The organism is Lachnoclostridium phocaeense (assembly GCF_959599685.1).
Taxonomy (GTDB): Bacteria; Bacillota; Clostridia; order Lachnospirales; family Lachnospiraceae; genus Claveliimonas; species Claveliimonas monacensis.
This window is the reverse complement of record NZ_CAUGIN010000023.1, coordinates 1-24,811: the sequence shown is the minus strand read 5'-3', so window position 1 is coordinate 24,811 and position 24,811 is coordinate 1. Positions and strand designations below refer to the sequence as shown.

Sequence of the window (24,811 nt, the reverse complement as noted above, 5' to 3'; positions counted from 1 at the left end):
GAAAGAGAAGTGAGAAAATGCCTGAGATCATAAATATAAGCAAATCATATGGGGAACACAGAGTACTGGAACAGTTTTCACTTCATATACAGGAGGGGGAGACTACCTGTATCATGGGCAGATCCGGATGCGGCAAGACCACGCTTCTTCGTATTCTCATGGGGCTTGAGACGGCCGATGAAGGAGAGACCGGCGGACTGCCTTCCATGAAGAAGAGCGCTGTATTTCAGGAGGACAGGCTGTGCGAAAATTTAAGCGCCATGGCTAATATACGGCTGACATGCCCGGAAAGGACGGCAGAAGAAATCAGAAATGAGATGAAGAAGATTGACCTGGGTGGCTGTGAAAATCAGCCGGTCCACGAGCTCTCCGGCGGAATGCGGCGCAGGGTGGCTCTTCTCAGGGCTCTCCTTGCGCCCTGCCAGATCCTGTTTCTGGATGAACCGTTTAAAGGTCTGGACGACGAGACACGCAGGAAAACCATTGCGTATACAAAAGAGGCATGCCGGGGCAGGACTGTGCTTTTCGTGACCCATGATGAAAAGGAAGCAGAGTTGATGAGGGCGGTGAAAGTCGTGTTCCTGGATGAGGGACAGATGCGCTGAGATATCTGCCCGGTAAAAAACACAGATCCGGGCTGTCGGAAGACAAAGGTCTGACGGCGGGACCGGCAGATAAAGGAGAAACAAAAAAATGAACACACAGGTACAAAACCAGGAAAATCCGCTGGGATACAAAAGTATACCGGCGCTTTTGAAAAGCTTTGCCATACCAAGCATTATTGCCATGGTAGTGAGTTCCCTGTACAATATCGTGGATCAGATTTTTATCGGCCAGGGTGTGGGGTATCTTGGAAATGCTGCCACAAATGTAGCCTATCCTCTGACTACGATCTGTCTTGCCATCGCGCTTCTTATCGGTATAGGAAGCGCTTCGCGTTTTTCACTTCACCTGGGAGCAGGGGAGAAGGACAGGGCATGCCGCGTTGTGGGAAACGGCATCAGTATGATGGTTGTCTTTGGCATGATCTATGCGGTACTGGTGGAAATCTTCCTGCATCCGCTTCTTACTGCATTCGGGGCAACGCCGGATGTGATGCCCTACGCAATCGAATATACACGGATCACGGCGGTGGGAATGCCATTTCTTATCGTGACAAACGGTATGAGCAATCTGGCCAGGGCGGACGGAAGCCCGAAGTACTCTATGACCAGCATGCTGATCGGCGCCATTGTCAACACGATTTTGGATCCGGTCTTTATCTTTGTTTTTCACTGGGGTGTAGCCGGCGCTGCCTGGGCCACGGTGATCGGACAGATCTGCTCGTTTGTGTCGGCAGTGATATACATAGGGAAATTTAAGAACATAGAACTGAAAAGGGAAGATATCCGTCTTGTCCCGCAGGAATGCCTGAAAACCGCATCACTGGGCATGAGCAACAGCCTGAATCAGGTAGCCATTACGTTTGTCCAGATCGTGCTGAACAATTCGCTGACATACTACGGGGCGTCATCTCCATACGGAACAGACATCCCCCTGGCGGCCTGCGGAATTGTCATGAAGACAAATGCCATACTGCTTGCATTTATTATAGGAATTTCCCAGGGAAGCCAGCCTATCATCGGCTTTAACTACGGGGCGAAGCAGTATGACCGCGTCCGGAAGACCTACAAGCTGGCCATCAGTGTGAACCTGGCCATTTCTGCCGTGGGATTCATTCTCTTTCAGTTTTTCCCGAGACAGATCATTTCCCTGTTCGGGACAGGAGATGAGATGTATTTTACCTTTGCTGTGAAGTTTATGAGGATCTTCCTTTTCATGATCATTGCAAACGGCGTTCAGCTTATTTCCTCAAACTTCTTTTCGGCTATCGGAAAACCGGTGAAAGGACTTCTTCTCTCCATGACGAGACAGGTCTTTTTCCTCATACCTCTTATTCTGATCCTTCCGCTGTTCTTCGGGCTGGACGGTATCATGTTCGCAGGGCCTGTGGCGGATTCGGCCGCGTTTGTGACGACTGTCATCCTGATTGTGCAGGAGATGCGGCATATGCGCGGGCTTGAGAAGGCTGCGGCGTCATAAAATTCAGATAATATAGAGGACTCTGACTGTATAAAGCGCAGTAATTTCCTGGCGGGAATTATTGCGCTTTATGTCTTGCATTTTCTCCCGGGCTGTGCTACTATCTACATAAGCTTCAAAAAGCGGTCGCTTTTTTATTCTTCGGCAGTTCGCCGGATTGATTCCTTAGCAATGAGTACAATACAGACTGGAGGTGTGCAGATGGAGCATCAGACAGAATATGACATCCTCAAGCTTGTGGAGAACCAGGGACGCTGTTATGTCAGTTCAGACTGTATGCCGGGAATGCTCCTGGCAACCTGCCTGAAATACCGGCCCAGCCTGCCCAGGGACCAGCTCCTTGCGTGGATGAGACAGATCCTGCAGGAGTTGGAGAAATTCCACCGGTGCAGAGGAAATCCGTGTTACCAGTATGTAAATCCCTACAGCATGGTGGTAGGGGATGACGGGAAGATCCACCTTCTCGATCTCTCCAGTGCAGGGCAGCAGGATCTTCGGAAAAAGCTGCAGAGAAGGAGCATAAGAGAAAGTTTTCTGATGCCGGACAACCAGCATTGTCAGCGGATGAGCCTGGCGGATGACATTTATGGAATTGGGAGGACGTTCCAGTATATGCTGGCAGCGGTGGAGGCGGTACCTCCCATCAAAGGGAACACAAAAAGAAAACTTCAAAAGATCATTTTCAGATGCCTCTGTCATACTCCTGGTCAGGAGACAGGGGGCAGATCAAAGAAACAATATCATTCTGTTCACGAGATATCAGAACAATTTCCAAAAGACAGACAGGAACATAAAAAGACGAAAAAAGTGATAGTTGCCGCTGCGGCTGCCCTGGCCCTGCTGGCTGTGGTAGCCGCAGGGGAAAGAACATTCTTTTCGCAGGAAACCATTTCCGATGGTGCCGAAACAGAGAATGCCGGCGCACGGGAGAAAATCTCCGCCGCAGAGAAGGATAGAGACGGGGAGGACAGTCTAAAATTTGATATGGCCATGCTCTACTTTCTTGAGCTGGAAGATTACGGGGAAAGCCGGAGGCTGTTCGGAGAGATGGCCGGCAGTGATCTTCTGGCAGCAGACTATGAGAAACTGTCCGCCTGTATGGAAGATGCCGATCACATGGAGGAAAGCCAGATAAAGTCACTCCTGGCAGGTATGCAGGAGAGGATACCGGACAGGTCAGACTACAGATATTGTCTCAGCATTTTGCGGGGCTACTCGCTTCTGGGAAAAGGCAGTGCGAATGAGGAGATCATCCGCCTGGGAACACAGCTCTTTTCTCTTCAGGACTGGACAGAGTCGGACTCTGACCACGAAAAAGAAAAAGAGGTCCGGTGGATGCTGGCGGGGGCTTTTGAGACTGCGGAAGATCCGGAGCAGGCAGTGGAACAGTACGGATCAATACTGGAACTGGAGGAGGACGAGGGCATCCGGGAACAGATATACAGCAGGCTGACCGCTCTGCACGGGGAAATGGGGGACACAGCATCCGCCTGGGAACTCTGCCGGCAGGGTCTGGAGGAGCTTCCGGACTCAAGACTGCTTCGGATACAGTATATCCGGATGCAGTGTGCCAACCCGGAAACAGACAGGCAGATCTGTGCGCAGACGATACAGGAATTTCTGCAGGAGATACCGGAGATAGCAGAGGAGCCGGAATTTATAAAACTGAAGGAAGAATATGAGATCAAAGTGGAGGGAGAGGAAGTATGGGTAGGAAAATAGTATGGCAGGTCTTTCTGCTGGTGGCGGTCCTGGCCGCTCTGTATGGCCAGCAGGAGATCTTTGCGCAGGAGGACGCACAGGCAATCTGTGAAGAGGAAGAGAAGGAGCCGGAGGACGGGGAGGAGCAGGGAGAGGAGCAGGAAAAGGAGCCGCCTCTTCCCTATGAGGTTTCTTATGAGGAGCCGGACGGGGAGGAGCAGTACTATACGGTGAAACCACAGGTGACCATCAGCCATCCCGGAGAAACAGGGGAGACTGTTTACACAGTGGAAAATGAGGCGGGAACTGTCCTGGAGGGAAGGATCAGCCAGCCGGGAGGGCAGGCTGTCATTGGGCAGGAGACATTTGCAGAGGGGGAAAACCGGCTCCGTATCTGGATTGAATACACGCCGCCGGGGCAGGAGAAAGAGCTGCAGATCTTTTATGAAAAAGAGCTGCTGTTTAAAGTTGATACGGTTCCCCCAGCCCTGGATATGTGGGTGGACGGAGGAAATATCTGGCATCAGTATCAGGCTGGTCTAGTGTATCAAGCAAGTGAAAATACTGATGGAAGCGGGATTAAATACATCGTATGCTATGTAAATGGAAAGGAGCAGGAGAGGAGCGAAAAAGAGAAGGGATCCTTTGTGATCCGCCAGACTTCTAAGGGGGGACAGGGAATCCCTGTGGCAGCCGCTGCCTTTGACCGGGCCGGCAACCGGACGGTTTGGGAGGGGGAGGTGTATGTGGACGCTTCACCCCCGTCTGTGCAGATCAGCGGTGCCAAGGACTATCTGATCACCAGCAAAGACATTCATGCTCTCTGCGCGGTCTCTGACGACAATATGCTGGACTTTTGCAGCGTACAGACGATCTGGACTTCTCCGGAGGGAGAGGAGACCGTGCTGGATGGGGGAGAATGGAGCGGGGAAGGCGGCAGCAGGCAGGCGGAGCAGATCTTCCAGAATGACGGCATTTACCGGATCCATGTCAGGGCGGCGGATGCAGCGGGTTTTCATGCGGAGACAAAGGTTCAGGTCATTGTGGATAAGAACAATCCGGTTATCACTTATGTGGATGAGCTGGATGGGACCTGGCTGAAGGAATTCTGCTGGAACAGGCCTGTGTCTGAACTCATTACAGATTTTACCAGCTACACGTACAGGCTGACACTGGACGGCGTCCCCTATCTCCCCGGACAGACGATCCGAAAGGAGGGGCGTCATCTTCTGGAGGCTGAGGCAGTGGACGCGGCCGGCAACCGCTCCAGAGCTGCGGCAGAGTTTGCCATTGACCGAACGCCTCCGCAGATTCTGTTTGAAGATGTGGAAAATGGCAGGGCTTATGAGGAGAGAAGAACCTGTACGGTCCGCCTTGGGAACAGCGGGGACTGGATCCGCGAGATCCGTGTCAACGGGAAAAAGATAGAGCTGGATCCGGACACAGATGTGTACACTTGTACATTTGACGAGTACAGGGTCTACAAGATGGAGGTGGCCGCTGCGGACAAAGCAGGAAACAAGGCGGAGCGATCGGTTCTCTTTGAAATCGTGGCGAAAGAGTCTCTGGCCGATAAGCTGCTGTCTCCGGTCAGACAGTCTCTTGGACTGGAAGAGGAGCAATTTAAGCGTGAGAAAGAGACAGAAGAAAAAGAGTCGGCGCAGGATAGCTGGGATGAGACCGCTTTGCCGGCAGTCGTGGCGGCAGGACTTCTGCTTCTGCCGGGGCTTGTCTGCTTCAGACGTATCGTAAAAAAGAAGAGAGTGTGATAAAATAGGAAAAAACAGGCAAGGAGGAAAAAAGATGCAGGCGGTCGTATATAGAGGAAAAGGTGAGATCTGTATGGAAGATAGGCCGCTTCCACAGCTGGAAAAGGATACAGATGCCATTGTGAGAGTGACGCTGACTGCCATCTGCACCAGTGATCTTCACATTAAAAATGGCTCGGTGCCAAGGGCAGTGCCCGGAACCATCCTTGGGCATGAATTTGTAGGCGTTGTGGAGGAGACCGGGCGGAAGGTAAAGAGCGTACATGCCGGACAGAGAGTGGCTGTCAACGTGGAGACCTTCTGCGGAGAGTGTTTTTTCTGCAAAAGAGGTTTTGTCAATAATTGTCAGGATGAAAATGGCGGATGGGCGCTGGGATGCAGGATAGACGGCGGCCAGACAGAGTATGTGAGAGTCCCCTTTGCGGACCAGGCGCTGACGCCCATCCCGGACCAGGTGACAGATGAGCAGGCACTTTTTACAGGGGATCTGCTCTCTACGGGATACTGGGCGGCAAAGATTGGCGAGATCAGGCAGGGAGATACTGTCCTGGTGCTTGGGGCCGGACCAGCCGGTCTTTGTGCTATGATGTGTGCAGCTCTCTACAGGCCTGCCCACATCGTGGCGGCAGATATAGACAGGAGCAGACTGGAATTTGCCAGAAAGCAGGGACTGGCAGACGAATTTGTGGATCCTTCTGAAGTCTCGCTGACAGAAGCACTGCGGGAGTGGACCCAGGGACGGGGAGCGGATGTGGTCATTGAGGCGGCAGGCGGGAAGGACAGTTTTCGGCTTGCCTGGCAGGCGGCAAGGCCCAATGCTGTGGTCGTCATTGCAGCCATGTATGAGGAAGAGCAGATCCTTCCCCTGCCTGAGATGTACGGAAAAAATCTGATCTTCAAGACCGGAGGCGTAGATGCATGCAACTGCAGAGAGATCCTGGAACTGACAGCCCGGGGAAAGCTGAAAGGTGAGTGCCTGATCACCCACAGGGCACCTCTGGCTGATGCCATGGAGATATACCGGCTGTTTGAAAATAAAGAGGAAGGGATCATAAAAGCGGCGCTGACCCCCTAGGGGCAGCGCCGCCAAAACTATCTTAATCTACATAGCCGGTTGTCTGGCCGATCATATAGGGAGTTCCGGTGCCGTCTACAATGTAGGCATCAATGTAGTAGACGCCCAGCTTGAAGCCGTAATTGGCCACATTGATATTGGCGCCGTAGCTGCCGTCACCCCGGTCCGTCAGCTGTATCCACTGCAGGTCACTCTGGTCTTCGTTGGTCCATACTGCGATCTGCACACTCTGCACCGTATCCGGAAGATTGACCAGATCTGTCACGGTCACAGGAATGCCGCCAATGTCGCGCAGATAGGGATCTGCATAGACTGTGCCGGTGGGAACGCGGCCCTCCCGCTCCATCAGCGACTGGGAGTCGTAGTCGATATCTGCCAGCTCCTCAATAAGCTGCGATTTTTTCTTCAGCTCAGCCGCCTCCGTATCAAGACCGAAGCGCTCGGTGAGAGTGGGCTCCGAGGAGAAAAGATTGGTCCCAAGGCCAAGCCGGTTGCCTTCGATCTGTACGCCCAGGGCAGCCAGGGTAGTGGGAAACTGGTCAAAGGTAGTGAAATCTCTCCTTGTCTCAGTCTCCTTCTGGGCAGCGGCATTGATGTAAGCCGTATAGGTCTTTCTGATGTAATCACCGTCCACATCTTCGCAGTAATCACTGTCCATGGTGGGATGGTCGCCGCACAGGACAATAGTCGTGTTTTCGTAAAAATCCTGCTGCTGAATCCAGCGGATGAACGAAGCTACCTGCTGGCTGGAACAGCGCATGACGTTGGAGTACTGGTCATCGCCGTAGAGCTTAGGACAGCCCTCGCACATATACCCGTCTTCAGAATGTGTGTCTACCGTGAGCATAGTCAGGTTAAAAGGTTCCGGCTGGGCAGCCAGTTCAGTTACTTTCTGCTTTGCGAACTCGAACAGCTTCTGATCTTCATATCCCCACCACACAAGATAGTCCTCCGGGATCAGGCCATTCTGGGCCGCATATTTATAATCCATCATTTCGTAGCTGCCGTGTTCTGTAAAATACAGCTCCCGGCCTCCAAAAACCGCATCGGATCCGATGACAAGAGTCTGGGAGTACCCCTGGCTCTCCAGGATATCACCCAGAGTCACAGCGCCGGCAAAGAATGTATCCTGGGTGTCCATGTTGTTCCCGTCGATGGAGACGCTCAGCGGCAATCCGGCGGTCTGTCCGAACATGGCGCCGATGGTCCAGGTTGTGCCGGGCATGGAATAGCCGCCGTTCAGTTTGTCTGTCTCGCCGGAAAAGTCCTCGTTTTCCTGAGCGATCTGGGTCAGCTCCGGAATCACATTCTCGGTAAAAGCGCCGCCGTTTTGGGTGTCAGCGTATGTAGTTTCCATGGACTCCAGGAAGATGTAGATCAGATTTCGCTTTTCCTGGGGAAAGGTCATTTCCACATCTGCCGGGCTTACGTAGTTGTCGTCGATAAATGTAGAGTAGGTTCCTCTGTCTGCCACATAGTTTCCTACATCCAGGGCCTGCCAGGCGCCGTGGACCGACAGGGCGGATACAGATACGGACAGGACAATGGCTCCCGCCATGACAGCGTAGTACCGTTTCTTTTTCCGGAAAGCGGTTAAGATGACAGCCAGGACAAGCAGGATGACGACAGCAGGAACAATGCATTTGACAACGTATTCTTTGATCATGGCGTCATTTGTGCCCTCCAGCGGGGAGGTCAGGTGGTAGATGAGCTCGTCCATGGTGAGGTTGCTCCAGGTGTCGAACATCCACTTGAGACTGCAGGTGATGATCGTGGCAAGTACAGCCAGGAGTACAGCCAGGATCGTGAGCAGTACACGCAGAGCTCGCTTTGCATAAATAGATATTTTTCCCATTTTTTACACACATTTCTCCTGAATTTTACATTTCTCAACCTCTAATTATAACGGTTCTGGAGAAGGTCTTCAAGGAAAAACGCGTAAAAGTAAGGGGGAATGCAAAAGAAAATGCGTGTAGAAAGAAAAAATTCCTAAAAAGGGAGGATGCCGGGTGACCGATTTCTCAGTCCCCGGCATGTATTATGAAAAAGTTTATTCCAAATAGTATTTCTACTACGAAGCGTCTTGATTTATTTGATGATTTTAGTATAAGGCAGAGCTGTGAAGAAAAAGTGTTCAAGAAGTGAAACTTTTTTAAATGATAAATGAACAAATTATGAACAGGACAGATTTTACGCACTTTTTACAAGATCTTGATCTTGAAACAAGAAAAGAACGATATACTGTAGATAAATACAATCCGGAAAGGGGATACTCTATGGTAAAGATTTATGTACTTGATACGAATGTCCTGATCCAGGCTCCGTACGCTGCCGAGTGTTTTGAAGATAACCAGGTCGTGCTGCCCATGGCGGTACTGGAAGAATTGGACAATCTGAAGAAGGCGGAAGGGGAGAGAGGCGCAAGCGCCAGGCGGGCCATCCGATTCCTGGAGCAGATGCGACAGAGGGGCGATCTGCTCTCTGGTGTGGAGCTTCCCGGTGGAGGAAGCTGCCGGGTGGAAAAGAATTATGTGGATGTCCAGCTGCCGCCGGAGCTCTCGGAGGAGGTCATGGACAACCGGATACTGAAAGTGTGTCTTGGACTGAAAGAGACACACGAAGAGCAGGTGATCCTTGTGACAAAGGATATTCTTCTCCGTATCAAGGCACAGATCCTCGGGATATCTGCCGAGGACTTTACGACAGAGCAGGTGTTTGACAACGAAAACCAGTATAAGGGCAGGATCGAGGTGTACGTGCCAGAGGAACTTTTTAAGGATTTTAAAAAGAAAGGGATTCCTGTCCAGAGTGTGTATGTAACAGACGGGGAGGATGGCAGAATTGTCCCTGAACTTACAGAAAACCAGTTTGTCATATTGAAGGCGGACCAGTCAGTGAAAAAGACCCACCTGGGAAGGGTGGAAAACGGAGTGATCCGAAAGCTGGAGTACAGAAAAAGCATGCCCTATGGGATCCGACCGAGAAACGCAGGACAGTATTTCCTGCAGGAAGCTCTTATGCAGCCGGCCAAGACAGCGCCCCTTGTTATTGTCAAGGGAATGGCGGGGACAAGCAAGACATTTTACTCCCTGGCAGTTGGGCTTGAAAAGGTGCTGAATAATCCAACCGGGGAGTACAGACGGATACTGGTGTGCCGGCCCAATGCCCAGTTTGACTCAGATATCGGGTTCCTGCCGGGGGATGAGCAGGAGAAGATCTCGCCTCTGATGCGCCCTGTTATCGACAACCTGGAGCAGCTGATCGACTCCAATGAGGAGGAGCGGTATGCAGATGAAGATGAACTGAGAGGAAAGATCGAAGAGATATTTGCCAGAGGGCTGATCCAGACAGAGGCCATGAACTATATCAGAGGCCGCTCGATCATCAAAACTTACCTTATTATAGATGAAGCCCAGAACATGACGCCGAACCAGATCAAGGGCATTATCACCAGGGCGGGCAAAGACACCAAGATCATTCTTTTGGGAGATCCGGACCAGATCGACCGCCCCTTCCTGGATGAGAGGACCAATGGACTCAGCTATGCCTCAGAACATATGAAGGGCAGTCCCCTGTGCTGGCAGGTTACCATGACAGCAGAGGAGTGTGAGCGATCCGAGCTTGCCATGGACGCCATACGCAGGCTGTAAAGTGCGGCGGCAGCATGGAAGACATGGGGGCCGGGAAAAGGAGGATTTAAGTTTGTCAGTCACATATAAACAGATCAGAAGCGATGAGGAGATCGGGCTGCTGATCGAACATGGAAATACAATATTAAATGAGCTGGGATACACAGAACATTCCAGAAAACATGCCGCCAAGGTGGCGGAGACAGCAGGGAAGATCCTGAAGGAACTGGGATATGCAAAACACAAGGTGGAGTTGGGCAGGATCGCAGGCTATATGCATGATATCGGCAACTGTGTCAACCGGCACGACCATCCCCACAGTGGAGCGATGCTGGCATATCAGATACTGAAAGAGCGGAAGATGCCCTTGGGAGACGCCATGACCGTGATGACTGCTATTGGTCACCATGACGAGGGGACAGGGGCGGCTGTGGACGAAGTGTCGGCCGCCCTGATCCTTGCAGATAAGACCGATGTGCGGAGGAACCGGGTGCAGAACCCGGTTCCGGCTAATTTTGACATACATGACAGGGTCAACTACGCAGCCTTGTCTTCCAGTCTTGCGATAGATAAGGAAAAGCGTGTCATACGGATGGAGATCGAGCTGGACGACTCTATGTGCACAGTTATGGACTATTTTGAGATCTTTCTGCAGCGGATGATCATGTGCAGGAGGGCGGCCGAGAGGCTTGGGTGCAAATTCAAACTGGTTGCAAACGGCAGCAAGCTGTGCTGATCGGCCAGCGGCGGAGCGGTTTTGTGTTACCGGTTCTGCATGAATTCCAGAAACAGCTTCATCTGGGGCGTCACATATTTATTCCGGTGGTAGGCAAGCTGGCTCCACATGACGATCCGGGGGCATTCCGTGTCCAGGATGGCCAGGCGGCCTTCTGCTACATCGTCTTTCACCACATACTCCGGGAGAAAGGAGATGCCTTTGTTTTTCAGCAGAAAGCGGGTGATCACGTCCGTGTTTCCCACCTCCAGCCGGGGATGCAGCTCGTAGCCGGCGGCGGCCAGGGTCTGCTCCATGGCATAACGGTAACTGATCCCCTTTTCAGTCAGATAGAGCGGTTCCCCCACCAGACGGCTGATGGGGATCTTCTTCATGAGGGCCAGAGGAGAGCTGGAGGAGGAGACGAAATAGATATTCTCCGGCTGCTCCATGACCTTGATCCACTCAGGAAAGTAAAGCTTTTCGTCCAGAAAGTACAAAATATCAATGTCGTTCTGGCGCAGCATATCAATTAAGTCGGGGACCGGGGCCGTGTGCGTGCTGATCTCCACACCGGGGCAGCGCTCTCCCATCTCCATGAAAACCGGAGGGAGAACACTGATGACGTAGGATTCACACGTGCCGATGCGCAGTTTCCCGGAGATCTGTTCCGGCTCCCGGGCAATGCTTTCTGCCTTGCCGGCTGCGCTTAGTATATCCAGGGCATAGGGTAGCAGGCGCTGGCCGGCCTGTGTCAGTTTTGCCTTCTTCCCGATCCGCTCAAAAAGCTGTACCTGTAATTCGGCTTCCAGCTGTTTGATCTGCATGGTGACGGCAGACTGGGAGTAGCCAAGCTGCTCTGCGGTTTTTGAAAAGTTCCGCACCTCTGCGATGCGGACAAAAGTTATGAGATTGCGTATTTCCATGACATCACCGTTCAAAAATTTTGAATGTTTCTATAAAAACTATGAATTTTACAGTGTTTCCCATCCATGTTAGCATGATAGTCAGAAGCGGTCAAGGAGGGAAACGATGAGACGAGAGATAAGAGAGCAGAACAGACAGGTAGGAGAACTGCTGACAGAATTTATCAAAGAGACAGTTGGCTTTTACGATCATATAGAGAGGGAACCGGTCTGCCGGCCTGCCGCAAAGGACAGGCTTGCAGCTATACAGGAACAGACCATCCCGGCCAAGGGGCGCCCGGTGGAAGAGGTGTTCCGGGAAATGCAGCGGGACATTTATTCCAGCACTATTCTGGGACAGCATCCCCGCAGCTTTTCCTGTGTCCCCTCCACCATGTCCCTCGTATCCTGGATGGGAGATGTGATGACAGGCGCGTATAATCCCCACGCAAGCTGCACGGTCAACGCCCCGGCGGCTGATCTGGTGGAGAAGAAACTGATCCGCTGGATGTGCGGCCAGGCAGGGTACCCGGAGGAGAGCGGCGGGCTCTTTGTGTCCGGTGGCTCCATTGCCAATCTGACGGCGCTGACAGCGGCCAGAGACGCGAAGCTGACCTGGGAGGAAAGAGGGAAAGCAGTGGTGTATGTCTCCGGCCAGACTCACTCGTCTGTGGCCAAGGGACTTCACATCATCGGCTTTGGCAGGGAGCAGATCCGGGTTCTCCCCGTGGACAGGGAGTTTTGCATGGATCTTTCCGCACTTAGGTCCTCGGTCAGAAAAGATATGACGGACGGGAATATCCCTTTTGCAGTGGTGGCTTCCGCAGGGACGACAAACACAGGAAGCGTGGATCCGCTGGCAGAAATTTCCGCCATCTGCCGGAAGTACGACATGTGGATGCATGTGGACGGGGCGTTCGGGGCGTCGGCGCTTCTTTCGTCAGAGCAGAGAAAGAAGCTGGACGGCATTGAACTTTCAGACAGTCTGAGCTGGGATGCCCACAAGTGGATGATGCAGACGTATGGATGCAGTGCGGTACTGGTGCGGAACCAGTCCGATCTGGTCCGCAGTTTTGCCGCCCATCCGGAGTATCTGAAAGACGCGGAGACCTCGGAGGAGGGGGTCGAGTTCTGGGATCTGGGGCCGGAGCTGACGCGGCCGGCAAGAGGGCTGAAGCTGTGGCTGACCCTGCAGACAGAAGGCACGGAGAAGATGGGACGAATGATCGACCACGGCTGCAGGATGGCAGAGCTGGCAGGAAAGCTGATACAGGAGGAGCCGGAGTGGGAGATCATCTCTGGGCCATCTCTGGGAGTTGTCAACTTCCGTTACATAGCGGACGGCACCCTGTCTGAGGAGGAGCTGGACTCTGCTAACCAGCACATATCTGCAGAGATCACAGAGAGCGGATTTGCCCAGATCTTTACCACAGAGCTGGGGGGAAAAAAGGTGCTGCGCATGTGTACCATCAATCCAGAGACAACGGAGGAGGACATCCGCCGTACCATCGAAAAACTGACAAAAGCAGAGGCTGTCTCCTGTCTGGGAACAGCCCGGAATCAAAGCAGGACAGCGTAGCCTCCGGGCTATACTGTCCTGTATTTTTCTGAGATTTCTGTTTTTTGTTCCGGGTCTAACCTCTGCGGTAAGCGAAAAGAGGAATGCCGTTCTTTGTTGGCAGCTCCACATGTCCCTGGGTCAGAGGACGGACGTAATCAATAAAAGCGTCGCTGATATCCGAGCCGTCGCCTGTGATCCACTCCAGGGGAACACCTTTCTCCTTGTTGCAGATGATATTCACATCAGCTGTGCCGTAGGAGAGCTCATAAGGCACACTTTTGTTTCTTATGAAAGTGATCATTTTCCCGCTTTCGCCTGCAAGGGCTGCATGTACAGCATAAACGCCTGCGTTGACTGCCTCGTCCAGATCCACACGGGACAGGTGGGCGCAGGAACATCTCTGGCATACGTTCAGCTCTACGGAGCGGACTTTGACGCCCAGGCGCTCTTTGACAAGATTCTCCAGATATTTTCCAGAGCCTGTGAGCATCTTGTGGCCAAAGGTATCTGTTCCCACCTCGCTGGCGTACTCGCAGATGAAGGTTCCCTTTCCATCGTTGATACCCTCAGAGATGCAGACAACCAGATTAGGAGTGGTCTTCAAGGCCTCTTTTACTTTCCCGATAAAAGCCTCCTGGTCAAAAGCAACCTCCGGCAGGTAGATAAGCACAGGGTTGTCCCCCTTGAATTTGCGGGCCAGCATGCTGGCGGCGGTGAGCCAGCCGGCGTGGCGTCCCATGATCTCCACGATGGTGACGGACTGTTTGTTGTCGTAGACGGAGGCGTCGATGGCGATTTCGCGGACCGTGGTGGCCACATACTTGGCGGCGCTTCCGTATCCAGGAGTATGGTCTGTCTCCACCAGGTCGTTGTCGATGGTCTTGGGCACGCCGATAAAGCGGATAGAGCTGTTCATAAACCCTGCATACCGGGATAGTTTGCTCACTGTGTCCATGGAATCGTTTCCGCCGATGTAGAAGAAGTATCCGATGTTCAGCTCCTCAAAACGGCGGAACAGCTCCGGGTACACCGGATCGTGCAGATCTTCCGGCAGCTTGTACCGGCAGGAGCCAAGGTAGGCGCCCGGTGTGGTGCGGACAAGCTCCAGTTCATTTGTCTTGTCCAGTGTGCCCAGATCCATGTAGTTGCCCTGGAGAAATCCTTCTATACCGTTGATCATGCCGTACACTGTACCGATCTCATCTGTCTTTTTGATCCCTTCAGATGCAACTCCGTAGAGGCTTCCATTGATGACTGCTGTGGGACCTCCGGACTGTCCCACAATGATATTTTTTTTCATGTTCTTTCCTCCAAATATTTGATCCCCGGCAAAGACCCTGCCGCAGCAGAGGCCTTTTGCTTCTACACATAACTATAACGGAAAACCATCCTTTTTACAATTGCGTGACGAAGATTTTGCAAAGTTTAAGTTGAAAAAAGAGAGGAATACTATATACTATAGAACAGAGGAGGAAGAAATTATATGAAGTACATTTCATTTGCGATCCCGTGCTATAATTCTCAGGACTACATGGCACATGCGATCGAGAGCATCCTTCCAGGCGGAGAGGACGTGGAGATCATCATTGTAAATGACGGCTCCAGCGATGATACATCAAAAATCGGGCATGAGTACGCGGAAAAATATCCGGGTATTGTGAAGGTAATCGACAAGGAGAACGGCGGGCACGGAGACGCGGTGAACTGCGGCCTTGCCAATGCCACCGGAAAATATTTCAAGGTGGTGGACAGCGATGACTGGGTGAAAGAAGAATCCCTGCACCGGATCCTCCAGGTGCTCAGAAATTTCGAGGAAGAGGGGACAGAGGTGGATATGTTCATCGCCAATTACGTGTATGAAAAAGTGGGCGTTGAGAATAAGAAGTGCATTCACTACCGGAACGTGCTGCCCCAGGATGAGATTTTTCACTGGTCGGACATCGGGCATTTTCATCTGGATCAGTACATTCTCATGCATTCGGTGATCTACCGGACAGAGCTTCTGCTTTTGTGCCAGCTTACGCTGCCGAAGCACACGTTCTATGTGGACAATATTTACGTGTATTATCCGCTGCCCCATGTGAGAAAGCTCTACTATATGGACGAGGATTTCTACCGCTATTACATCGGGCGGGAGGATCAGTCTGTCAATGAAAAAGTTATGATAAAGAGGCTGGATCAGCAGATCTTTGTCACGAAGAAGATGATCGATATGTATCATATGAAAGAGATCACCAACAAGAAGCTGAAAAAGTACATGATTAACTATCTGGCTATTATGATGACTGTTTCATCGATCCTCTGTATCCGATCCAAAGAGAAGGAAAACCTGGATAAGAAAAAAGAACTGTGGATCTATCTGAGAAAAAAGGACGCCGGAACTTATGTGAAGATCCGCTACGGTATCCTTGGACAGACTATGAATCTCCCTGGCAGATCGGGAAGAAAGATCTCATCCCTGGCCTACATGGTGGCCCGGCGGCTCATCGGCTTCCAGTAGGAAGAGGCGGATACCGATAAAACATTGCGGATAAGGTATAAAATAACTGTCATGGCACATACTCTATGTAAAAAGATAAAGGAGTATGTACCATGGCAGTTGATTTTTGTAAGAGCAGAACAAAAGAGAATCTGATGAAGGCGTTCGCCGGGGAAAGCCAGGCAAGAAACAGGTATACCATAGCGGCGGAAATGGCCAGGGAACATCACATGTACTCGGTGAGCCGGATCTTTCTTTTTACCGCGGAACAGGAAAGAGCCCACGCCCACCGGTACTATGAGCTTCTGAAGGAGGCGGAGGGAGAAAACATAGAGATCTGCGGCAGTTTCCCTGTGGACACCTTTGACTCTCTGACGGATCTTCTGCGTGCGGCGCAGCACAACGAGACAGAGGAGTACAAAGATGTGTACCAGTCCTTTGGAGATCAGGCCAAGGAGGAGGGGTTCCTGGAGGCGGCCTCTGTTTTTTACCAGACCGCGGAGGTGGAGAACACTCACGCAAAGCGGTTCGGGGCGCTTAAGAAGCTGTTGGAGACAAACACCTACTTTGAGCTGGGACAGGAGGGAGCCTGGATGTGCCTGAACTGCGGCCACATTCACAGGGGGACAAAAGCCCCGGAAGTATGCCCGCTCTGCAGGCATGAGAAGGGGTTTTTCATTCCGCTGTCCCTGGCTCCGTACACAGACGGCAGTATAGCGGTGATGTAAAGGAAACAGTTATAAAAGAAACTATAATAAGGAAGTGACAGCGGATGGCAGGACAGAAAATAGAGGATCTTCTGAATCTTGCTCTGGACGCTACACAGGAGGAGAGGGAGAAGTCTCTGGAGCTGGATGTGGGATATAATCCCATAGAAAGAGAGTGGGATGTGATCGTGAAGTACACCGGGAGTCTGGACAATGTCCGGAATGTAGCTGTGCGGTTGACAGACCTGCTCAATGAGTACGCCATTGTCACAGTGAAGGAGTCCAGGCTGTCTGAGCTGGCGGCTCTTAGGGAAGTGGAATATATAGAAAAGCCAAAGCGGCTGTTTTTTCAGACAGCGGACGGGAGGCGCGTATCCTGCATTGACGAGGTGCAGGAGGCGCGCTTTTCTCTTTTCGGACAGGGGGTTATGGTGGCGGTCATAGACTCAGGCATCGATTACATGCTGCCGGATTTCCGGAATGAGGACGGCTCGACCCGGATCCTGGCCCTGTGGGATCAATCGGCGGCGCCCCGCCAGGAGGAGGGGGAAGCTCCCCCGGCCGGATACGCGGAGGGGACAGAGTATACCCGGGAGCGGATCAATGCAGCCATAGAAGCGCCGTCAGAAGCGCAGAGAAGGAGGATCATCCCCGGCACGGACACGTCGGGACACGGCACCTCCGTGGCTGCCATTGCGGCGGGAAACGGCGGAGGGGAGAGCCGGTACCGGGGCGTGGCGCCCCGCAGCAGCCTGCTGGTGGTGAAGCTTGGGGTACCCCGGACGGATGGCTTCCCAAGGACGACGGAGCTGATGGCGGGGATTGACTACGCGGTGAGAAAGTCGCTGGAATACAGGATGCCACTTGTCATCAATATCAGCTTCGGGAATACATACGGCGCCCACGACGGCACCTCCCTTCTGGAACGGTATATTGACGATGTGGCCAACCTGGGGCGGACCTGCATCTGCGTGGGGGCAGGAAATGAGGGAAATGCGGCGGGGCACACGGCAGGAAGGCTTGGACGCTACGAATCTGTGGCTGTCCAGTTGGGTGTACAGGAAAGGCAGACGGCCATGAACCTGCAGATATGGAAAAACTATGCGGATCAGATACGCATAACGATTATCACTCCCTCCGGGGCGGGAAGCGATCCCATACAGGAGATAAGAGGAACCCAGAGACTCCGGATCGGCCCCACGGAGATTCTTGTCTATTACGGGGAGCCAAGTCCCTACAGCCTGGCCCAGGAGATTTTTATTGATCTTCTCCCCGTGGAGACGTACATTGCCTCCGGCGTCTGGACGATCCTGCTGGAAGCGGGGGAGGTGGTGGACGGCAGATACCAGATGTGGCTCCCCTCGGAGGCGGCATTGAACCAGGGAACGGGCTTCCTTTTCCCCTCAGAGGAGGATACATTTACCATCCCCTCCACCGCCTCCCGGGTGATCACGGTGGGTGCCTATGATGCCCGCACCTTTACGTACGCGGATTTCTCGGGGAGGGGAAGAGAGGGGGAAGGCTACCGGACAAAGCCGGACCTGGCCGCTCCCGGAGTAAATGTGATGACGAGAATGCCGGGAGGGACGGTGGAGGCAGTCACAGGAACCTCCTTTGCCACGCCTTTTGTGACAGGGGGGGCCGCCCTTCTGATGGAGTGGGGGATCATAAAAGAAAATGACCCTTATCTCTACGGTGAGAAGATAAAGGCCTATCTGCGAAAAGGAGCCCGGAAACTGCCGGGCCTTTCCCTGTATCCCAACAACCAGGTGGGGTACGGGGCTCTGTGCGTGCGGGACAGTATTCCGGAATAAAGACTATTCCAGGGGCATCTGCACCATCTGTCCGGACAGCAGCCGGTAGAGCTGGTCTGTCAGAACTTCCGGGTCCGTCCTGCCGTTTCTGCTGCTCTCGATGAGCACGCCGCCGATCCCGTATGTAAAGAAGTCCAGCGCTATGGACAGATCCCGGTAGCTCATGGACGCGTCCACGGCAGTGTGCTGGTAGAGGTTTTCCAGATAGCCGCTTGGCGTCCTCCTGGAGTATCCACTCTATGACGTCCAGGATATCCTGGAAATGATAATAGAAGGCCTGGCGGGAGATGCCGCACTCCTGTACCAGGTCTTTTATTGTGATCTTGTCAAAGCTCTTTCTGGCAGTCATTTCCAGAAAGGTTTCTGCGATTTTGTCTTTCAGATTTTCAGCCAAAGTCATGCCTCCTGTGTGTTATTCATCAATCATAGCATGGACGTCAGGCCTTTGTCCAGCGCCAGATACGTGCGGGCGTTCCTTTACAGAAGAAGAAATCTGTCTAGTCATCCGTGAAACATTGCGAATGGCAAATGCACCCGGAGACTGCTAAAGTAGTATGCGGAAGGAGGTTGACAGACCATGAGCATACAGCAGGGGATTTTTTCCGCCAAGCTCCTGGAGCTGGAAAAGCAGTATAAGAAATTCCAGGCCCGCCTTGCCACGTGCCAGCAGATGGATCACGATACTGTGAGGGAAGAGATCCGGGATATGGAGCGGGAATGGCAGGAGAGCGAGCACATGCTGCGGCAGAGTATCATCGGATGCCGTTCACGGGCTGTGGGAGAACTGGCAGATATCCAGCTTGATTATTTGAAGAGAGCGGATAATATTCTGGAAAATGAGATGACAGATTATATGTCGGAGATAGAAGACAGAACCGAGAGAAAGGCGGAGGCCATGACGCTCTATGCGGAATTCAGCGTTGACTTTGCGGTCCAGGCCATGAACCATGCCCTGCGGTCCGCGCTGAAGGCCATTGACGCCCAGATGGACTGTGACGAGAAAATGTCACCCCGGGGCGATGGGACCCCGGAACTTTGCAGGAGACAGGAGGAACGCATATGAAAGAAGTAAAACCATCAAAAAAACCATTGATCTATTATTATACCATCGTCCTGGTCGTGCTTCTGCTTTTTAATCTTCTGGCTGTGCCGTTTATCACAGAAAGAGGGATTAAAGATGTGGATTACGGCACGTTCATTGACATGACAAACGACGGCGAAGTGGGAAAAGCAGAGATACAGGAGCAGGAGAACACCATCCTCTTTACGGACAAGGACAACGAGCAGATCTACCGTACGGCCATGGTGGACGACGCGGAGCTGACTCAGCGCCTTTACGAGGCGGGGGTATCCTTCTCGGGGCAGGAGATCCAGCAGACCTCTCCCCTTGTGACAGCCATCTTTTCCTGGCTGGTCCCGCTGATCGTCTTTATTGCCATCGGACAGTACATGTCCAGGAAACTGGCCAAGCGGGCAGGGGGAGGCCCCAACTCCATGATGTTCGGTATGGGAAAGAGCAATGCCAAGATCTATGTGAACTCCTCCGAAGGCATCCGATTTTCCGATGTGGCCGGCGAGGATGAGGCAAAAGAAAATCTGGCGGAGATTGTGGAGTACCTCCACGATCCTGGAAAATACAAAGAGATCGGCGCGTCTATGCCAAAGGGTATTCTGCTTGTAGGCCCTCCGGGAACAGGTAAGACCATGCTGGCAAAAGCAGTGGCCGGGGAGGCGAAAGTGCCCTTCTTCTCCATCTCCGGATCAGAGTTTGTGGAGATGTTCGTGGGCATGGGCGCTTCCACGGTAAGGGATCTGTTCAGCCAGGCAAAAGAGAAGGCCCCCTGTATTGTATTCATTGACGAGATTGACGCTATCGGCAAGAAGAGGGACGGCCAGATGGGCGGCAATGATGAGAGAGAGCAGACACTGAACCAGCTTCTGACAGAGATGGATGGCTTTGAGGACAACACAGGCGTCATCATCCTGGCGGCCACCAACCGTCCGGAATCACTGGATCCGGCTCTTCTGCGTCCGGGCCGGTTTGACAGGCGGGTGCCTGTGGAGCTTCCGGATCTGAAGGGCAGGGAAGATATTCTGAAAGTCCATGCCAGAAAGATCAAAGTGGCGGACAATGTAGATTACAACAAGATCGCCAGGATGGCTTCCGGAGCTTCGGGGGCAGAGCTGGCAAATATTGTCAATGAGGCGGCCTTAAGAGCAGTCCGGGACGGCAGAAAGTTTGCCACCCAGGCGGATCTGGAGGAGAGCATTGAGGTGGTCATCGCAGGCTACCAGAAGAAGAACGCCATCCTGACAGACAAGGAGAAACTGATCGTATCCTACCATGAGATCGGCCATGCCCTTGTGGCGGCCATGCAGACCCAGTCCGCTCCGGTGCAGAAGATCACCATTGTGCCAAGAACATCCGGAGCCCTCGGCTACACCATGCAGGTGGAAGAAGGCAACCACAACCTTATGAGCAAGGAGGAGATCGAGAACAAGATCGCCACGCTGACTGGCGGAAGGGCGGCGGAGGAAATCGTCTTCCACTCCATCACAACAGGCGCTTCCAACGATATTGAGCAGGCCACCAAGCTGGCCAGGGCCATGATCACCAGGTACGGCATGAGCGAGGCTTTTGACATGGTGGCCATGGAGACACAGACCAACCAGTACCTGGGAGGCGACACATCTCTTTCCTGTTCTGCCCAGACACAGGCGGAGATCGACAGAAAAGTGGTGGAGGTTGTGAAAGAGCAGCATGAGAAGGCAAGGACCATTGCTCATGTGCCATAAAGTAACACAAAAAGCAACAGACAGCCGCCACAATTCCGTAAAGATTGATACTTGACAGTCTCCCGAAAGCTCGCTATAATAATAGACGTAAAATTTGAGTGGACTTTTCCGGATTCGGTCATCTTTTTGCCACACAACTGTCTTATGATAGTTGTGTGGCTTTTTTGTTGCCTGCATCTCGGAAATGTTGACAGAATGGAGGATGATTTTTTATGGAAAACAACTTCTTATCTCTGATCAAGACGCGCCGTAGTGTACGGGCTTACAAACCGCAACCTGTCCCTTCCGAGGCGTTGGACGCTGTACTGGAAGCCGGGACTTATGCACCTACCGGCGGAGGACGTCAATCCCCTACCATCATTGCAATCACAGACCCCAAATACCGGCAGGAAATCGCCAGGTTAAACGCAGAAGTGATGGGGAACAATACAGACCCTTATTATGGCGCGCCTGTCGTGATTTTGGTTCTGGCAGATGGCTCCGCAAACACCTTTGTAGAGGATGGAAGCTGCGTCCTTGAAAATATGATGCTCGCCGCCCATGCTCTTGGGCTGGGAACCGTATGGGTACATCGGGAACGTGAGATTTTCGACAGTGAAAGCGGTAAGGCTCTCCTGCGGGAGTGGAAGCTGCCGGAAACCTTGCGTGGCGTCGGAGCGATTGCATTGGGTTATCCAGCTAAGGAAGCCGGTCAGCCCGCAGCACGCAAACAAAACTATATTGTTCGGATTTAATAACCTGCTGTCCGGCGCAAAAAAATTGCGCCGGACACTTTGTGGAGAGGAGGGAAAGTATGCAGACCAGTAATAAAATGGCAGTTGCGCCCGTTGGAAAGCTCATTTGGCAAATGTCGATACCGCCGCTGATCTCCATGTTCCTGCAATATTCCTATAACCTGATAGACAGCGCGTTTGTAGCGCGGCTGAGTGAGAATGCGCTGACGGCTGTTTCTCTGTCATTCCCGATTACAACACTGATGAATGCGGCGTCTATCTGGATTGGTGTCGGCGTGAATGTACTGATTGCGGGGTATCTTGGACAGAAAAAGCAGGATGAAGCAAATACCACCGTCACACACGGATTGTTACTGGCCTTTGGAATAGGTGCTTTGCTCAACCTTCTGTCATTCCTGATTATGAAACCCTACTTTCGGGCATTCACCAATAATGAAGAAATCTATCAGTTGAGCATTGCCTATATGGGCGTATGTTCGTTCATGCAAATCCCCAATATGGTGCATATCGCAATCCAGAAGATGATACAGGCCACCGGGAACATGATTGCTCCCATGTGGTTTCAGATTGCGGGCGTGGTGGTCAATTTTGTATTCGATCCCATCCTGATTTTTGGTATTGGTATTTTCCCGGCTATGGGAATCCGCGGTGCTGCGGTGGCTACTGTTGCGGGCTATTTGTTGTCCATGATTTTGGCGTTTGCTTTGCTGCTGGACAAAAAGCAAAAAGTGCAGATAAAAATCAAAGGCTTTCACTTGCAGAAACAGATGATCCGCCGTATTTTTGCCTTTGGCCTGCCATCTTTTATTATGAACGCCCTCAGTTCGTTTATGGTGACGTTCGTCAATCTGTTTCTGGTGGCGTATTCTGATACGGCGATTGCATTCTTCGGTGCATATTTTAAGGTGCAGCAGTTGATTGTTATGACGGTAAATGGCTTAATCCAGGGTTGTTTGCCAGTCATGCGGTTTAACTACGGCGCAGGGAGCAGCGAACGGCTGCATTCCGCTTTCCGATACGGAACTGCTTTGGTCACCGGCATGATGATACTGGGAACGTTGGCTGTCATCCTTTTTCCGGCGCAGATTTTGGGATTGTTTACGGCATCGGAAGCCATGCGCTCCTTTGGAATATCCGCTATGCGGATTATGGCGACAAGCTATCTGTTTTGCGGTCTTTCTACTATGATTTCCACCTATTTTCAGGCCACAGAAAAAGTAGGTTCCAGCATGGCAATTCAATTATGCAGGCAACTGCTTTTCCTTGTTCCATCCTTATGGTGTCTGGACAAATTGTTCCATCTGAACGGAATCTGGCTTGCATTCCCTGTCGCGGAAACTGGCACCTTGCTTGTTGCTCTCATAATGATGGCCTGGTATCACCGTAAAAAATCATAACGTATTCTGCGAAGGAGGAATTATGAACGATACTTTCATGAAAGAAAAGCCGGTATTACCGCTGATTTTATCCATGTCCCTGCCTATGGTGTTATCCATGCTGGTCAATTCCCTCTACAACATTGTGGACAGTTTTTTCGTCGCGCAGATCAGCGAGGAGGCTATGACGGCATTATCGTTGGTTTACCCGGTTCAAAATTTTATCAATGCTGTTGGAATTGGATTTGGCGTTGGAATCAACGCCGTAATCGCCATTCATTTGGGCGCTGGGGATCATGAAAAAGCGGATCAGGCAGCCACGCAGGGACTTGTGCTTGCCGTGATTCATGGCGTTGTTATGACAGTCTGCTGTATCGCCATCATGCCGGTTTTCCTGCGGATGTTCACTTCATCCGAAGCGGTCATTGAACTTGGCGTCCGCTATTCTATCGTTGCGTTCGCCTTTACGCTCATTGTTACCGTCAGCATGGCGTTTGAGAAACTGTTCCAGGCAGTAGGAAACATGAAGACAACCATGATCAGCCTGATGTGCGGGTGCATCACAAACATCGTCTTAGACCCCGTTCTGATTTTTGGCTATGGCCCATTCCCGGAAATGGGAATTGAAGGCGCTGCGCTGGCAACCGGCATCGGACAGGCTCTGACACTGGCGATTTACCTTGTAGTCTATCTTTTGCGGCCAATTCGCGTGCATATCCGCAGGCAGTACATTTTGCCCAGCAAAAAGATGGTCATCAAGCTGTATTCTATCGGCATTCCCGCAACCCTGAATCTTGCACTTCCGTCTCTTTTGATTTCGGCGCTCAATGCGATTTTAGCGGCCTATTCCGAAGTGTATATTCTGGTTTTGGGGATCTATTACAAATTGCAGACCTTCATCTATCTTCCGGCGAATGGCATTGTGCAGGGGATGCGCCCCCTGATCGGCTATAACTACGGTGCAGGGGAGCACAAACGAGTCAGCCAGATTTATCAGATTGTTTTGTGCATGAGCGGTATCATTATGGTGCTTGGAACCGCGATATGTCTGCTGATCCCCGGCCAGCTGATAGGGCTGTTTACCCACACGGAAGCGACGATCCAGGCCGGGGAAACTGCCTTGCGCATCATCGGGGCCGGATTTATCGTCTCGGCGGTTTCTGTTACTTCTTCCGGCGCATTGGAGGGGCTGGGGAAAGGCACGCCCTCCTTACTGATTTCTCTTTGCCGGTATGTAGTGGTAATCATCCCGGCTGCGTTTTTACTCAGCAGGTTTCTCGGAGCGGTTGGCGTCTGGAATGCGTTTTGGATCACGGAAGTGATTACTGCGATCATATCCATTTACGTTTACCGCAAGGTAATAGCAAAGCCAGCCGAGCCAGTCAACGGTCAAGATGAACGACGCATACGCGCCGCCGTTGACAGCCCCGCCCGCCTTTGCAGATAGGCAATCAAGGGGCGACAGCAA

20 protein-coding genes and 1 pseudogene are annotated in these 24,811 nt (G+C 52.2%); 16 read left to right on the top strand and 5 right to left on the bottom strand.

The features are described 5' to 3' along the window. Positions 1-17 precede the first annotated feature (17 nt). The 5 genes from Q5911_RS10710 (at position 18) to Q5911_RS10690 (ending at position 6,627) form a co-directional block, all read left to right on the top strand. The gene (locus Q5911_RS10710; RefSeq protein ID WP_303182685.1) at positions 18-605 is read left to right on the top strand and encodes an ATP-binding cassette domain-containing protein; all 588 of its coding nucleotides are present in this window, start codon (positions 18-20) and stop codon (positions 603-605) included. Between the two features lie 88 nt (positions 606-693). Further along, positions 694-2,082, top strand: coding sequence for an MATE family efflux transporter (locus Q5911_RS10705; RefSeq protein ID WP_303182684.1), 1,389 nt, complete (start codon positions 694-696; stop codon positions 2,080-2,082). Positions 2,083-2,283: 201 nt separating this feature from the next. Further along, positions 2,284-3,804, top strand: coding sequence for a hypothetical protein (locus Q5911_RS10700; RefSeq protein ID WP_303182683.1), 1,521 nt, complete (start codon positions 2,284-2,286; stop codon positions 3,802-3,804). Further along, positions 3,789-5,552, top strand: coding sequence for a hypothetical protein (locus Q5911_RS10695; protein WP_303182682.1), 1,764 nt, complete (start codon positions 3,789-3,791; stop codon positions 5,550-5,552). Before Q5911_RS10700 ends, Q5911_RS10695 begins: the two co-directional genes overlap by 16 nt. A 34-nt stretch (positions 5,553-5,586) precedes the next feature. Continuing rightward, complete coding sequence (locus tag Q5911_RS10690; RefSeq protein WP_303182681.1) at positions 5,587-6,627, top strand: alcohol dehydrogenase; 1,041 nt, start codon at positions 5,587-5,589, stop codon at positions 6,625-6,627. 22 nt (positions 6,628-6,649) lie between these two features. On the opposite strand, the gene Q5911_RS10685 is transcribed toward Q5911_RS10690, so the two are convergent. Further along, the gene (locus Q5911_RS10685; RefSeq protein WP_303182680.1) at positions 6,650-8,482 is read right to left on the bottom strand and encodes a GBS Bsp-like repeat-containing protein; all 1,833 of its coding nucleotides are present in this window, start codon (positions 8,480-8,482) and stop codon (positions 6,650-6,652) included. Between the two features lie 421 nt (positions 8,483-8,903). On the opposite strand from Q5911_RS10685, the gene Q5911_RS10680 reads away from it, so the two are divergent. Both Q5911_RS10680 and Q5911_RS10675 read left to right on the top strand, forming a co-directional pair. Continuing rightward, complete coding sequence (locus Q5911_RS10680) at positions 8,904-10,277, top strand: PhoH family protein (RefSeq protein WP_303182679.1); 1,374 nt, start codon at positions 8,904-8,906, stop codon at positions 10,275-10,277. Between the two features lie 52 nt (positions 10,278-10,329). Beyond that, positions 10,330-10,992: an HD domain-containing protein gene (locus tag Q5911_RS10675; RefSeq protein ID WP_076778353.1), complete on the top strand. Its 663-nt coding sequence runs from the start codon at positions 10,330-10,332 to the stop codon at positions 10,990-10,992. A 26-nt stretch (positions 10,993-11,018) separates the two neighbouring features. Here Q5911_RS10675 and Q5911_RS10670 read toward each other — a convergent pair whose 3' ends face one another. Beyond that, the gene (locus Q5911_RS10670; protein WP_303182678.1) at positions 11,019-11,897 is read right to left on the bottom strand and encodes a LysR family transcriptional regulator; all 879 of its coding nucleotides are present in this window, start codon (positions 11,895-11,897) and stop codon (positions 11,019-11,021) included. A 106-nt stretch (positions 11,898-12,003) separates the two neighbouring features. On the opposite strand from Q5911_RS10670, the gene Q5911_RS10665 reads away from it, so the two are divergent. Then, complete coding sequence (locus Q5911_RS10665) at positions 12,004-13,455, top strand: pyridoxal phosphate-dependent decarboxylase family protein (RefSeq protein WP_303182677.1); 1,452 nt, start codon at positions 12,004-12,006, stop codon at positions 13,453-13,455. A 55-nt stretch (positions 13,456-13,510) separates the two neighbouring features. Here the strand turns inward: Q5911_RS10665 and Q5911_RS10660 are convergent, their stop codons facing one another. Then, on the bottom strand, positions 13,511-14,737 hold the full coding sequence (locus tag Q5911_RS10660; protein ID WP_076778338.1) for a 6-phosphofructokinase: 1,227 nt from the start codon (positions 14,735-14,737) through the stop codon (positions 13,511-13,513). 183 nt (positions 14,738-14,920) lie between these two features. Between Q5911_RS10660 and Q5911_RS10655 the strand changes: the two genes are divergently transcribed. The 3 genes from Q5911_RS10655 to Q5911_RS10645 all read left to right on the top strand — a co-directional run bounded on the left by Q5911_RS10655 (position 14,921) and on the right by Q5911_RS10645 (position 18,437). Further along, entirely contained in the window at positions 14,921-15,937 is a 1,017-nt protein-coding gene (locus Q5911_RS10655; protein ID WP_076778336.1) for a glycosyltransferase family 2 protein, read from the top strand. Between the two features lie 92 nt (positions 15,938-16,029). Continuing rightward, positions 16,030-16,644: a rubrerythrin family protein gene (locus Q5911_RS10650; protein WP_303182676.1), complete on the top strand. Its 615-nt coding sequence runs from the start codon at positions 16,030-16,032 to the stop codon at positions 16,642-16,644. A gap of 44 nt (positions 16,645-16,688) precedes the next feature. After that, complete coding sequence (locus tag Q5911_RS10645; RefSeq protein ID WP_303182675.1) at positions 16,689-18,437, top strand: S8 family peptidase; 1,749 nt, start codon at positions 16,689-16,691, stop codon at positions 18,435-18,437. Positions 18,438-18,440: 3 nt separating this feature from the next. Here Q5911_RS10645 and Q5911_RS10640 read toward each other — a convergent pair whose 3' ends face one another. Together Q5911_RS10640 and Q5911_RS14955 are read right to left on the bottom strand one after the other, a co-directional pair. Beyond that, complete coding sequence (locus tag Q5911_RS10640) at positions 18,441-18,602, bottom strand: TetR-like C-terminal domain-containing protein (RefSeq protein WP_303182705.1); 162 nt, start codon at positions 18,600-18,602, stop codon at positions 18,441-18,443. A 100-nt stretch (positions 18,603-18,702) separates the two neighbouring features. Continuing rightward, positions 18,703-18,786: pseudogene (locus tag Q5911_RS14955) on the bottom strand (hypothetical protein); the annotation flags it as partial. 228 nt (positions 18,787-19,014) lie between these two features. On the opposite strand from Q5911_RS14955, the gene Q5911_RS10630 reads away from it, so the two are divergent. From Q5911_RS10630 to Q5911_RS10610, 5 genes are all read left to right on the top strand, one after another. Beyond that, entirely contained in the window at positions 19,015-19,500 is a 486-nt protein-coding gene (locus Q5911_RS10630; protein ID WP_303182674.1) for a hypothetical protein, read from the top strand. Further along, entirely contained in the window at positions 19,497-21,233 is a 1,737-nt protein-coding gene (gene ftsH / locus Q5911_RS10625) for an ATP-dependent zinc metalloprotease FtsH (RefSeq protein WP_303182673.1), read from the top strand. Before Q5911_RS10630 ends, ftsH begins: the two co-directional genes overlap by 4 nt. Positions 21,234-21,445: 212 nt before the next feature. Then, a complete protein-coding gene (locus tag Q5911_RS10620) occupies positions 21,446-21,967 on the top strand; it encodes a nitroreductase (RefSeq protein ID WP_205151839.1) in 522 nt (173 codons plus the stop codon). A 59-nt stretch (positions 21,968-22,026) separates the two neighbouring features. Next, complete coding sequence (locus tag Q5911_RS10615) at positions 22,027-23,364, top strand: MATE family efflux transporter (RefSeq protein ID WP_015573791.1); 1,338 nt, start codon at positions 22,027-22,029, stop codon at positions 23,362-23,364. 22 nt (positions 23,365-23,386) lie between these two features. Next, on the top strand, positions 23,387-24,790 hold the full coding sequence (locus Q5911_RS10610; RefSeq protein ID WP_303182672.1) for an MATE family efflux transporter: 1,404 nt from the start codon (positions 23,387-23,389) through the stop codon (positions 24,788-24,790). Positions 24,791-24,811 lie beyond the last annotated feature (21 nt).

Coding starts and splice junctions, on each gene's coding strand:
- Q5911_RS10620 (WP_205151839.1), top strand. CDS start 21,446: ATGGAAAACAACTTCTTATCTCTGATCAAGACGCGCCGTAGTGTACGG.
- ftsH (WP_303182673.1), top strand. CDS start 19,497: ATGAAAGAAGTAAAACCATCAAAAAAACCATTGATCTATTATTATACC.
- Q5911_RS10695 (WP_303182682.1), top strand. CDS start 3,789: ATGGGTAGGAAAATAGTATGGCAGGTCTTTCTGCTGGTGGCGGTCCTG.
- Q5911_RS10710 (WP_303182685.1), top strand. CDS start 18: ATGCCTGAGATCATAAATATAAGCAAATCATATGGGGAACACAGAGTA.
- Q5911_RS10690 (WP_303182681.1), top strand. CDS start 5,587: ATGCAGGCGGTCGTATATAGAGGAAAAGGTGAGATCTGTATGGAAGAT.
- Q5911_RS10655 (WP_076778336.1), top strand. CDS start 14,921: ATGAAGTACATTTCATTTGCGATCCCGTGCTATAATTCTCAGGACTAC.
- Q5911_RS10665 (WP_303182677.1), top strand. CDS start 12,004: ATGAGACGAGAGATAAGAGAGCAGAACAGACAGGTAGGAGAACTGCTG.
- Q5911_RS10645 (WP_303182675.1), top strand. CDS start 16,689: ATGGCAGGACAGAAAATAGAGGATCTTCTGAATCTTGCTCTGGACGCT.
- Q5911_RS10705 (WP_303182684.1), top strand. CDS start 694: ATGAACACACAGGTACAAAACCAGGAAAATCCGCTGGGATACAAAAGT.
- Q5911_RS10640 (WP_303182705.1), bottom strand. CDS start 18,602: ATGAGCTACCGGGATCTGTCCATAGCGCTGGACTTCTTTACATACGGG.
- Q5911_RS10680 (WP_303182679.1), top strand. CDS start 8,904: ATGGTAAAGATTTATGTACTTGATACGAATGTCCTGATCCAGGCTCCG.
- Q5911_RS10700 (WP_303182683.1), top strand. CDS start 2,284: ATGGAGCATCAGACAGAATATGACATCCTCAAGCTTGTGGAGAACCAG.
- Q5911_RS10685 (WP_303182680.1), bottom strand. CDS start 8,482: ATGGGAAAAATATCTATTTATGCAAAGCGAGCTCTGCGTGTACTGCTC.
- Q5911_RS10610 (WP_303182672.1), top strand. CDS start 23,387: ATGAACGATACTTTCATGAAAGAAAAGCCGGTATTACCGCTGATTTTA.
- Q5911_RS10650 (WP_303182676.1), top strand. CDS start 16,030: ATGGCAGTTGATTTTTGTAAGAGCAGAACAAAAGAGAATCTGATGAAG.
- Q5911_RS10660 (WP_076778338.1), bottom strand. CDS start 14,737: ATGAAAAAAAATATCATTGTGGGACAGTCCGGAGGTCCCACAGCAGTC.
- Q5911_RS10615 (WP_015573791.1), top strand. CDS start 22,027: ATGCAGACCAGTAATAAAATGGCAGTTGCGCCCGTTGGAAAGCTCATT.
- Q5911_RS10670 (WP_303182678.1), bottom strand. CDS start 11,897: ATGGAAATACGCAATCTCATAACTTTTGTCCGCATCGCAGAGGTGCGG.
- Q5911_RS10630 (WP_303182674.1), top strand. CDS start 19,015: ATGAGCATACAGCAGGGGATTTTTTCCGCCAAGCTCCTGGAGCTGGAA.